General features: G+C 70.2%; 8 protein-coding genes and 1 tRNA gene. 5 read left to right on the top strand and 4 right to left on the bottom strand.

Going from position 1 to position 10,780, the window contains the following annotated elements; translation table 11 throughout:
- Nucleotides 1–16: 16 nt before the first annotated feature.
- Nucleotides 17–1,099 carry a Leu/Phe/Val dehydrogenase gene (locus tag ACZ4Z5_RS04620; protein WP_468256516.1) on the bottom strand — a complete coding sequence of 361 codons (1,083 nt, stop codon included), beginning with the start codon at nt 1,097–1,099 and terminating at the stop codon, nt 17–19.
- A 205-nt stretch (nt 1,100–1,304) separates the two neighbouring features.
- Here ACZ4Z5_RS04620 and ACZ4Z5_RS04625 point away from each other — a divergent pair, with 205 nt between their 5' ends.
- Nucleotides 1,305–2,147, top strand: coding sequence for a DUF8083 family protein (locus tag ACZ4Z5_RS04625; RefSeq protein WP_468256519.1), 843 nt, complete (start codon nt 1,305–1,307; stop codon nt 2,145–2,147).
- Between the two features lie 501 nt (nt 2,148–2,648).
- Nucleotides 2,649–2,855, top strand: a complete 207-nt coding sequence (bldC, locus tag ACZ4Z5_RS04630) for a developmental transcriptional regulator BldC (RefSeq protein ID WP_003949541.1) — start codon at nt 2,649–2,651, stop codon at nt 2,853–2,855.
- Between the two features lie 467 nt (nt 2,856–3,322).
- Here bldC and ACZ4Z5_RS04635 read toward each other — a convergent pair whose 3' ends face one another.
- The 3 genes from ACZ4Z5_RS04635 to hrpA all read right to left on the bottom strand — a co-directional run bounded on the left by ACZ4Z5_RS04635 (nt 3,323) and on the right by hrpA (nt 7,937).
- On the bottom strand, nt 3,323–3,541 hold the full coding sequence (locus tag ACZ4Z5_RS04635; RefSeq protein WP_468256522.1) for a DUF6274 family protein: 219 nt from the start codon (nt 3,539–3,541) through the stop codon (nt 3,323–3,325).
- Between the two features lie 248 nt (nt 3,542–3,789).
- Nucleotides 3,790–3,864 (bottom strand) — tRNA-Asp (locus tag ACZ4Z5_RS04640).
- A 119-nt stretch (nt 3,865–3,983) separates the two neighbouring features.
- On the bottom strand, nt 3,984–7,937 hold the full coding sequence (gene hrpA, locus ACZ4Z5_RS04645; RefSeq protein ID WP_468256524.1) for an ATP-dependent RNA helicase HrpA: 3,954 nt from the start codon (nt 7,935–7,937) through the stop codon (nt 3,984–3,986).
- 452 nt (nt 7,938–8,389) lie between these two features.
- Between hrpA and ACZ4Z5_RS04650 the strand changes: the two genes are divergently transcribed.
- From ACZ4Z5_RS04650 to ACZ4Z5_RS04660, 3 genes are read left to right on the top strand one after another with little or no spacing between them, the layout of a single operon-like run.
- Nucleotides 8,390–9,004, top strand: a complete 615-nt coding sequence (locus ACZ4Z5_RS04650; RefSeq protein WP_468256527.1) for a hypothetical protein — start codon at nt 8,390–8,392, stop codon at nt 9,002–9,004.
- A 52-nt stretch (nt 9,005–9,056) separates the two neighbouring features.
- Nucleotides 9,057–9,818, top strand: a complete 762-nt coding sequence (locus ACZ4Z5_RS04655; protein WP_468256529.1) for a DsbA family protein — start codon at nt 9,057–9,059, stop codon at nt 9,816–9,818.
- Complete coding sequence (locus ACZ4Z5_RS04660; protein ID WP_468256532.1) at nt 9,815–10,639, top strand: cytochrome c biogenesis CcdA family protein; 825 nt, start codon at nt 9,815–9,817, stop codon at nt 10,637–10,639. Before ACZ4Z5_RS04655 ends, ACZ4Z5_RS04660 begins: the two co-directional genes overlap by 4 nt.
- Nucleotides 10,640–10,780 lie beyond the last annotated feature (141 nt).

The following is a 10,780-nucleotide window of genomic DNA, read 5'->3' on the forward strand; positions in this document are numbered from 1 at the left end:
GAGGGCATGTCAAGCGTCAGCGGCGACCGGCCTCGGCCATCCGCTGTTCGGCGATCCGGTCGGACGCCGCGGCCGGCGGAATACCGTCTTCCTTCGCACGTGCGAAGATTTCCAACGTGGTGTCGAAGATCTTCGTGGCCTTCGCCTTGGCCCGGTCGAAGTCGAAGCCGTGCAGCTCGTCGGCGACCTGGATCACACCGCCGGCGTTCACCACGTAGTCCGGGGCGTAGAGGATGCCGCGGTCCGAGAGGTCCTTCTCGACGCCGGGGTGGGCGAGCTGGTTGTTGGCCGCACCGCACACCACGGTGGCGGTGAGCACAGGCACGGTGTCGTCGTTCAGGGCACCGCCCAGCGCGCACGGGGCGTAGATGTCCAGGCCCTCGGTGCGGATCAGTGCGTCGGTGTCGGCGACCGCGGTGACCTGCGGGTGCTTGTCGAGGATGCGGCGCACCGCCTCGTCGCGCACATCCGTGATCACGACCTCGGCGCCGTCCTGGAGCAGGTGCTCGACGAGGTAGTGGCCGACCTTGCCGACGCCCGCGATGCCGACCTTGCGGCCGCGGAGGGTCGGGTCGCCCCACTGGTGCTGTGCGGAGGCGCGCATGCCCTGGAACACACCGAACGCGGTGAGCACGGAGGAGTCCCCGCAGCCGCCGTTCTCGGGGGAGCGGCCGGTGGTCCACCGGCACTCGCGTGCGACGACGTCCATGTCCGCGACGTATGTGCCGACGTCGCAGGCCGTGACGTAGCGGCCGCCGAGGGAGGCGACGAACCGGCCGTAGGCGAGCAGCAGCTCCTCCGTCTTCACGGTGTCCGGGTCGCCGATGATCACGGCCTTGCCGCCGCCGTGCTCCAGGCCGGCCATGGCGTTCTTGTACGACATGCCGCGCGAGAGGTTGAGGGCGTCCGCGACGGCCGCCTCCTCGCTCGCGTACGGGTAGAAGCGGGTGCCGCCGAGGGCGGGGCCCAGGGCGGTCGAGTGGATGGCGATGACGGCCTTGAGTCCGGAGGCGCGGTCCTGGCAGAGCACTACTTGCTCGTGGCCGCCCTGGTCCGAGTGGAACAGGGTGTGCAGGACGCCGTCGGTCACATCGGTCACGGTGGTGACTCCCAAGTACGAAGCGACGGAGGAGGGCCGTCCTATGGGTGGGGGCGGCCCGGTGGCTAGAGAGTAGGGCCTACCTCAGGGTAGATCCGCTGCAGTGCCGTACATCACTCTTTCCGGCTGCACCGCACTGTGTCGCGGTCGCGGAACGGCTCACTCGCCCGGCGTAGCCCGGGCCGTCGCGTGGCACGATTCCGGCATGGCCGCGGTTTCCTCGGTGAGCGTCCCCTACCCGTCCTATCTGCGCGTGTACGAGCCGCTGGCGGCTTTCCCGGAACGGGAGCGCCGCCACTGGACGCGTTACGCCAGGTCCGGCCGGTCCCTCTCCGCGCAGGACGAACTCCGGCGCTCCCTTGCGGACTTGCTGCCGACGCCGCCGGTGCCGGTGCCGGTCCACGAGAGCGCCGACGCGTTCGTCACGGAGGTCGACGGCGTGGTCCTCGTCTGTCCGTGGCGGACCCGGCTGCGCGGCTGGCAGGCGCTGGAGCGGCTGCCCGGACAGTTCCCCGGGCCGGTGCTCGACGCACTGCTGCCCCCGGTGGTGCGCCGGCAGGCCGAGGCCGACCACGAGAGGTGGCGGGAGGGCCATCCGGACGCCCGGCCCTGGATCCGGACGGAACTGTGGCATGTGCCTGTGACCTGGTTCACGGTCTTTGTCGACGAAGAGAGGGAGTATGCGAAGGCGGAGGGCGAATCCGCCCCCGTACTCCGCTACCGCACCCCCATGGCGCAGGCCCGTAAACGGCTGGCGCGGTCCCTGCGCACATTGCGAGAGCACATCGGCGAGGGGCCGCTCACCGAAGGACTGGTCGACGTCGGGCGCTGGCTGGAGGAGTTCCATCCGCGCTCACTGGTCGAGCTGGACTACGGCGGACTGGTGCACGCCCTTCCGGAGGCACTGCTCGCCGCGGACCGCTCGGCTGCGGACGTCGGGGAGGGACTGTCGGCGCTGCGGGCCGGCGACGGTGCGGCTGCGGCCGCGGCGTACAGCCGGTTCACCGAGCGGTGGCGCGCGGTCAAGGCACTGCGGCTGGCGAACTGAAGAGGGGCCGGGAAGCGGCTGATCCCCCCGCGAGCGGGGGGATCTGACGGGCGCTCGGGGACGTAGGCCCCTATACGGGCCTTTGTGTCAAGCGTGACGGACAGCACTAATCGGCGCCTTGCACTCATCCCCTACCCACGTGTCAAAATAGGACAAGGAGTCCGGGGAGGGTTCCTTCCGTCCAAGTTCGGGCGGATTGCTCGGCATTGCGCTCTATGGGGGGTCTGATGACTCCTGATCGCTCTGTGACTGATCGTCACTGTGACGTGACTGTCCGCTATGGCATGGTCCATCGGCTTCCGCCGCTGATGGCCACCTGAGAGGGCAATTCCATCGGTTTGGCCGACGTGGCTGGACAGATGGTGTAGTTGTAGTGCCGAGGACAAGCCGTTCGTCCTATAACCGACTCGGCTCGCGTCCGCCATTTCGGGCAACGCGGGTCAAGGTGCAGAATTTAGAGGAAAGAACCGAGATGGTTCGGTTCTCCCGAGGAGGCCGCTCATGACTGCTCGCACCCCTGATGCCGAGCCGCTGCTGACCCCGGCTGAGGTCGCCACGATGTTCCGCGTGGACCCGAAGACGGTGACCCGCTGGGCAAAGGCGGGCAAGCTCACGTCCATCCGCACCCTGGGTGGACACCGCCGGTACCGCGAGGCAGAGGTCCGCGCACTGCTCGCGGGTATCCCGCAGCAGCGCAGCGAGGCGTGAACCACCCCGGAATCGCGCCGGGTACGCAGTAATCGGGAACGGCCGAGTCCCCCAACTCGGAACGCCCACCCATAGCTCCACCCGACTGGTGCCTGCCCCAACAGGCCCCGCCCCGCCAGACGCGGGTCATGTCGTAGATCGCGCTGGACTCCGCCGGGTCCAGCGCGATTTTTTTGTGCCCGTGCTGTGCGGCCCGGGCGGTATGTGGCGGGTCTCACGGAGGCTGTCGGCCGCAGGACGCCGACGGCTGCCGCGTACTGCCGCCTGCTCCCCGGCGGGCGGAAACGGAGTCCGGGCGTCCGCCGATGTGCGGCAGGTGATGCCCTGGTCAGACATTCATGAGGAGTGCTTCCACCGCTCGACAGGGCGTGCAATTGCACATATTAAATTTGTCTGCTGTAAAGAGCGGTTAAGCGCCACAACGTCTGAAACTGGTTCCGTGACTCCGGTCACACCGGTGCTCAACGTCATTCGGGGCTACGGTCCTTACCAGCCCGTAGGGGTTCCTCGGGTTCCTCGTCGGTCTCGGAGGTCCCGGGTTCCCACGGCTGCTCGGAATACTCCATCGCGAGCCGCAGCAGATGGCGGCACACCGCGCAGCGCCGGGTGATGTGCCGATAGCCCGATGCCGCCGCCAGGTGGGCGCGCAGCAGCGCGCGTGTCTCATGCCTCGTCGACGTCCCCATGCGTCACCTCCCGGCGTACGCCCCCTGTACCCCTGATGTCTGGGTACCGGCGGCGCAGGACCCCGTCAAGACGCGAAGAAGGCCCGGATCGCGACGGATTCCGGGCCGCGCCCACCAGGCGGACGGGACGTGACCCGTGGTGTCCCCCACACGCCCGGGGCACGTGGCCGGCACCGTAGTCCCGCGGCGGACGTCCAGCACACACGACCGAGGCCCGCATTCGATGAATGCGGGCCTCGGCTCTCATGCGGTCCTGACGGGATTTGAACCCGCGGCCTCCACCTTGACAGGGTGGCGAGCACTCCAAACTGCTCCACAGGACCAGGTTTTCGCTTCCGCGTCTTTCGTGCGGCTGCGAACACAGACTGTACAGCAGGTCAGAGGCCCGGGTCGAACTCACTCATGGCGATGTCGCCGTCACCGGCCCGACGGCCTCCCGGGGTCACGGCGCGGCCGCGTCGATGGCCTTGACGATCCGCTTGTCGGAGACGGGATGGGCGGTGCCCAGGGCGTGCGCGAAGTAGCTCACCCGCAGCTCCTCGATCATCCAGCGGATGTCCAGGACCTCCTGCGGGACCGGCCGCCCCTGCGGCAGCTGCTCCAGCAGCCAGGCGTACTCGTCCTGCATCTCGTGGACCTTCTCCATGCGCGTGGTGTCGCGCTGGACGGAGGACGGCATCTGCTGCAGCCTCCGGTCCGCCGCGACCAGATAGCGCATCAGGTCGGGCAGCCTGCGCAGCCCCGTCCTCGTGACGAAGCCGGCGGGCACCAGCGCGTCCAGCTGCGTCCGTACGTCCCGGACGTTCGCCAGCAGGGCGGGGCTGGTGGTGCCCTTCAGCCGGCGCTCGCAGGCCTGCCACGCGGCCAGCACCTGCTGCACCTGGGCGACCGTACGGACCGTCGTGTCGACGAGGTCCGCACGGACCTTGTCGAACAGCTTCCGGAAGGCTTCCTCGTCCCACGCGGGTCCGCCGTGGTCGGCGATCAGCCTGTCCGCCGCGGCCGTGGCGCAGTCGTCGAAGAGCGCCTGGATCGAGCCGTGCGGATTCGCCGAGAGGTTCAGCTTCTGCTGGTTGCTGAGCCGCTCGGACGCGAACTTCGCGGGGTTGACCGGAATGTTCAGCATGATCAGCTTCCGGGTGCCCTGCCACATCGCCTGCTGCTGCTCGGCCTCCGAGTCGAAGAGCCGTACGGAGACGGAGTCGCCGGCATCGACCAGGGCCGGATACGCCTTGACGGGCTGACCGGCCCGCCGCGTCTCGAAGACCCGGGTCAGGGTGCCGATCGTCCAGTCCTTCAGCCCTGTGCGCTCGATGCTCCCACCGGAACCGCCGGAGGAGGCCGCAGCCGCCGCGGCGGCCTTGGAGAGGGCCTGCCGGGCCTTGGGCCGCAGCTTCAGCCGCAACGCCTCCAGATCCTTGTCCTCGGCGAGCCTGCGGCGCCGCTCGTCGACGATCCGGAAGGTGACCTTGAGGTGTTCCGGGACCTTCGCCAGGTCGAAGTCCTCGGCCGTCACCGGGACGCCCACCATCAGCGTCAGCTCACGGGCCAGGGAGGCCGTCAGCGACTCCTGCCGCGGCACCGCACGGTCCAGGAAGGCCTTCGCGAAGTTCGGCGCCGGCACGTAGTTGCGGCGTATCGGCTTCGGCAGCGACCTGATCAGCTCGGTCACCAGGTCCTCGCGCAGACCCGGGATCTGCCAGTCGAAGCCCTCGCCGGTGACCTGGTTCAGGACATGGAGCGGAATATGGACGGTCACGCCGTCCGCATCCGCGCCCGGCTCGAACTGGTACGTCACACGGAACTTGAGCCGGCCCTCCCGCCACGAGTCCGGGTAGTCGTCCTTGGTGACCGCCTCGGCGGCCTCCCGGATGAGCATCGACCGCTCGAAGTCGAGCAGTTCCGGCTCCTCGCCCCGCTTGTGCTTCCACCACGAGTCGAAGTGCGCCCCGGACACCACGTGCTCGGGCACCCGCTGGTCGTAGAAGTCGAACAGGGTCTCGTCGTCCACGAGGATGTCGCGGCGGCGGGCCCGGTGCTCCAGCTCCTCGACCTCGGTGAGGAGCCTGCGGTTGTCCGCGAAGAACTTGTGGTGCGTCCGCCAGTCCCCCTCGACCAGGGCGTTGCGGATGAAGAGTTCGCGGCTGGTCTCCGGGTCGATCCGGCCGTAGTTCACCTTGCGCTGGGCGACGATCGGCACCCCGTACAACGTGACCCGCTCGAACGCCATGACGGCCGCCTGGTCCTTCTCCCAGTGCGGCTCGCTGTAGGTGCGCTTGAGCAGGTGCTCGGCGAGCGGCTCGATCCACTCCGGCTCGACCTTCGCGTTCACCCGGGCCCACAGCCGGGACGTCTCCACCAGTTCGGCCGACATCACCCAGCGCGGCGGCTTCTTGAACAGGGACGAGCCGGGGAACACCGCGAACTTCGCGCTGCGCGCGCCCAGGTACTCGTTCTTGTCGGTGTCCTTCAGGCCGATGTGCGACAGCAAACCGGCGAGCAGCGACACGTGTACGTGCTGCTCGGGGGCGTCCTGCTCGTTGAGGTGGATGCCCATCTGCTTGGCGACCGTGCGCAGCTGCATGTAGATGTCCTGCCATTCGCGGATGCGCAGGAAATTCAGGTACTCCTGCCTGCACATCCGGCGGAACGCCGACGAGGACAGGATCTTCTGCTGCTCGCGGATGTAGCGCCAGAGGTTGAGGAAGGCGTTGAAGTCGCTCGTCTCGTCCTTGAAGCGGGCGTGCTGCTGGTCGGCCTGCTGCTGCTTGTCGGAGGGGCGTTCGCGCGGGTCCTGGATGGACAGGGCGGCCGCGATCACCATGACCTCGCGCACACAGCCGTTGCGGTCGGCCTCGACGACCATCCTGGCCAGCCGGGGGTCGACGGGCAGCTGGCTGAGCTTGCGGCCCATCGGGGTGAGGCGCTTCTTCGGGTCCTTCTGGGCGGGGTCGAGCGCGCCCAGCTCCTGGAGGAGCTGCACACCGTCGCGGATGTGGCGGTGGTCCGGCGGGTCGATGAACGGGAACTTCTCGATGTCGCCCAGGCCGGCCGCGGTCATCTGCAGGATGACGGAGGCGAGGTTCGTCCGCAGGATCTCGGCGTCGGTGAACTCCGGCCGGGAGAGGAAGTCGTCCTCCGAGTACAGCCGGATGCAGATGCCGTCCGACGTACGGCCGCACCGCCCCTTGCGCTGGTTGGCGCTGGCCTGGCTGATCCGCTCGATGGGGAGCCGCTGCACCTTGGTGCGGTGGCTGTAGCGGGAGATCCGGGCCGTGCCCGGATCGATGACGTACTTGATGCCCGGGACGGTGAGGGAGGTCTCGGCGACGTTCGTGGCCAGGACGATCCGCCGGCCGGTGTGCTGCTGGAAGACGCGGTGCTGCTCGGCGTGCGACAGCCGCGCGTAGAGCGGCAGCACTTCGGTGCTCTGCTGCCGGTGAGCGCCCCCGGCGCGGGACAGCTTCTTGTTCAGCGCGTCGGCGGTGTCCCGGATCTCCCGTTCACCGGAGAGGAAGACCAGGATGTCGCCCGGCCCCTCCCTCTGGAGTTCGTCGACCGCGTCGCAGATGGCGGTGATCTGGTCGCGGTCGGACTCCTCGCTGTCCTCCTCCAGGAGCGGGCGGTAGCGGACCTCGACGGGATAGGTCCGGCCGGACACCTCGACGATCGGGGCGTCGCCGAAGTGCCGGGAGAAACGCTCCGGGTCGATGGTCGCGGAGGTGATCACGACCTTCAGATCGGGGCGCCGCGGGAGGAGCTGGGCGAAGTAGCCCAGCAGGAAGTCGATGTTGAGGCTGCGCTCGTGGGCCTCGTCGATGATGATCGTGTCGTAGGCGCGCAGCTCGCGGTCCGTCTGGATCTCGGCGAGCAGGATGCCGTCGGTCATCAGCTTCACGTAGGTGGCGTCCTGGTTCACCTGGTCGGTGAACCGGACCTTCCAGCCGACCGCCTCGCCGAGCGGCGTCCTCAGCTCCTCGGCGATCCGGTCCGCGACGGTGCGGGCCGCGATCCGGCGCGGCTGGGTGTGACCGATCAGGCCCTTCACGCCGCGGCCCAGCTCCAGGCAGATCTTGGGGATCTGCGTGGTCTTGCCGGAGCCCGTCTCACCGGCGACGATCACGACCTGGTGGTCGCGTATCGCCTCCAGGATCACGTCCTTCCTCTGGCTGACGGGCAGCGACTCCGGGTACGTGACCTCGGGCCGCCGCGCGGCACGCGCGGCGAGCCGCTCCACCGCCCCGCCCGCCTCGGCGGCGATCTCGTCGAGCACGGCCTGCCGGGCCTCGGGCTTGCGGATGCGACGGGCACCGTCGAGGCGCCGGCCGAGCCGGTGCGCGTCGCGGAGGGGCATCTCGTGGAGGAGCGCCTGGAGGTCGGTGAAGGAAGTAGACATACCGCGATCCAGGATCTCACCCGCCGCGCGGGAGTGGCGAACCCATTTCCGCGTGGGGTCGGCGGGGCGTCCGGGGGCTTGGCAGGGGCTGGGACGGGCGCGGGGATGGGCGCGGAGACGGAGGCGGTCGCCGGGCGTGAACGGCGGAGGTGTCCGGGGGTTTCGGCTGGGTGTGGGGGTCGGGGCGGATGGTGAGGGGCGTCGGGTGTGAGCGGTGGGGTGCAGGCGGGTTCCCCGGCCGGGTGCCGGGAGCGAGGACGGGCGGAGACGGCGGCAGGCGCGGAACGGCGAGTGGCCGTCCGGACGTGCCGGGGTTCTTGTCCGGGGTGCGCCGGGGGCTCTCGCCCGGGGTGCGCCAGGGGCGGTCAGGGGCGCGGTCCGGGGTTGCTCCGGGTCGGTTCAGGGGTGGCTCAGGGCCGTGGCTTGGAACAGCCCGTACGATTTTGGGGCAAGTGTCCGTCATGATCTTCGGGAGAACGCCCGTGCGCCCTGCCGCCGACCGCGCCCGCCGGTGCCGTCCGGTGGTGCTGTTGGTGCTGCTCCTCGGCGCACTGGGCGTGATCGGTGCGGCTCCGGCACGGGACGGGGACGCGGGTGCCCGTGTTCCTGTGGCCATGGTGGCGGCACACGAGTCCGCCCCCACCCGCGTGGCCGCGGCCGCTACGGCCGGCCACACGGTGCGTGGCGCATCGGTGTCCCGACCGGCGGTGCCACGTGCGGGAGTCGTGCACGACGCGGTCATGGATGACGCGGTCATCGATACGGATGAGAACGCGGCTGCGGCTGCCGCTCCGGCCGCCACTCCGGCTGTGGAGCACATCCTGGTGGCCTCCTCACTCGTCCGGCGGCCGGACTCACCGGGCTGTGAGCCGGACGGGCGCCGCGACGGCCAAGAGCCCGCCGCGCCGGTGCGGATACGGCACGCCCACGACCAGGCCGCCGGGCTCGCCGACCGGACCGTACCCGTCGGCGCACCTGGCCGCCCGGCGCAGCATCTCCCGGTCCCCGCCCGCGGGCCGGACCGCGCCGCTCCCGGTCACGTCGAGCTCTCCGTGCTGCGGGTGTAGACGGCCCCCCGTCCCGCCCCGTCCGCTTCCCGTACGTATCCGGAGCTTTCGTATGTCCAAGTCCAGCAAGACCGGCGAGAACAACGTCGGCAAGAGCAAAGCCGGCAAGAAGCCGTATGTCATCGGCGTGGCAATCGTCCTCGCCGCCGTCGTCCTCGGCACCGTCTCCTGGCAGGCCACCGCGCCGCGCGAACCGGCCGCCGAGGTGTCCGCCGCCGTGGAACGGCCCGAGGAGTTCACGGCGCTGGCGAAACTCGCCCGGCGCCAGGCCGGCGACCCGCTCGCCGTAGGCCGCGCCGACGCCCCCGTGGTGCTCATCGAGTACGCCGACTTCAAGTGCGGCTACTGCGCCCAGTTCGCCCGCGGCACCGAGCCGGAGCTTGTGAAGAAGTACGTGGACAAGGGCACTCTGCGCATCGAATGGCGCAACTTCCCCATTTTCGGAGAGGAGTCGGAGGCGGCGGCCCGCGCTTCCTGGGCGGCCGGCCGGCAGGGCCGCTTCTGGGAGTTCCACCGGGCCGCCTACGCCCAGGGCGCCAAGGAGAAGGGCTTCGGCGAGGCACAGCTGACGGAGCTGGCCCGAGCGGCGGGTGTGAAGGACCTCGACCGCTTCCGCCGGGACACCGGCAGCGACACCGCGCGTGCGGCGGTCGCCAGGGATCAAGAGGAGGGCTACGCCCTCGGTGCCACGTCCACGCCGTCGTTCCTGGTCAACGGGCAGCCCATCGCGGGCGCCCAGCCCCTGGAGACGTTCGCGCAGGCCATCGAGTCCGCGGCCGACGCCGGCAAGGGCGCGGCGGCTCCGAAGCGATGACCGGCATCGGATACCTGGCCGCCTTCCTGGGCGGCCTGCTCGCCCTGCTCAGTCCGTGCAGCGCCCTGCTGCTGCCCGCGTTCTTCGCGTACTCGATCGACTCGCGGTCCCGGCTGACGGCCCGTACCGGCATCTTCTACCTGGGGCTCGCGACGACGCTCGTCCCACTGGGCGCCGCCGGCTCGTACGCGGGCCGGCTGTTCTACGGCCACCGCGACGAACTGGTGCTGTTCGGCGGCTGGCTGATCATCGTGCTGGGCGTCGCACAGATCCTCGGCATGGGTTTCGCCTCGCGCAGGCTGTCGGAACTGTCCGGCCGCATCCGCCCGACGACCGCGGTGTCCGTCTACGCCCTCGGCGCGGTCTACGGGCTGGCCGGCTTCTGCGCGGGCCCGATCCTCGGCAGCGTGCTCACGGTCGCCGCCCTCGGGGCCAACCCGGCCTACGGAGGCCTGCTGCTGGCCGTTTACGCCCTGGGGATGGCGGTGCCGTTGTTCGCGCTCGCCCTGCTCTGGCAGCGGTTCGACCTGGGCCGCCGTGTCTGGCTCCGCGGCCGGCCCCTGAGGCTCGGGCGCTTCGAGCTGCACACGACGTCGTTGCTCTCGGGGCTGTTCTTCATCGCCCTGGGCACGCTGTTCCTGGTCTACGACGGCACGACCGCGCTGCCGGGGCTGCTCGGTGTCGACGCGTCCTTCGCCGTCGAACAGTGGGCCCGCGCGGCCGGCGCCGCGGTCCCGGACGCCGTGCTGCTGGGGGCGGTGGTCGTGGCGACCACGGTGGTCGTCGGCGTCCGCGCCTGGCGCAGACGGCAGCGCACCTGACGGGACGGGCCGGGCTCCGGCGCACCTGCCTGGGCCCGGCCGCCGGGGGGGGGGGCTGGCCGGGACAGGGAGAACAACCAGGGACGGACAGGCCCCCCTTGGGGACCATTGGTGGGCCCCGTCCCAAAAAAACCCCCCCCA

This window comes from Streptomyces sp. NPDC030222 (genome assembly GCF_055573115.1).

Bases quoted from the DNA above. Each gene is read 5' to 3' on its own strand.
- ACZ4Z5_RS04660 (WP_468256532.1), top strand. From the start codon at position 9,815: ATGACCGGCATCGGATACCTGGCCGCCTTCCTGGGCGGCCTGCTCGCC.
- ACZ4Z5_RS04625 (WP_468256519.1), top strand. From the start codon at position 1,305: ATGGCCGCGGTTTCCTCGGTGAGCGTCCCCTACCCGTCCTATCTGCGC.
- bldC (WP_003949541.1), top strand. From the start codon at position 2,649: ATGACTGCTCGCACCCCTGATGCCGAGCCGCTGCTGACCCCGGCTGAG.
- hrpA (WP_468256524.1), bottom strand. From the start codon at position 7,937: ATGTCTACTTCCTTCACCGACCTCCAGGCGCTCCTCCACGAGATGCCC.
- ACZ4Z5_RS04655 (WP_468256529.1), top strand. From the start codon at position 9,057: ATGTCCAAGTCCAGCAAGACCGGCGAGAACAACGTCGGCAAGAGCAAA.
- ACZ4Z5_RS04635 (WP_468256522.1), bottom strand. From the start codon at position 3,541: ATGGGGACGTCGACGAGGCATGAGACACGCGCGCTGCTGCGCGCCCAC.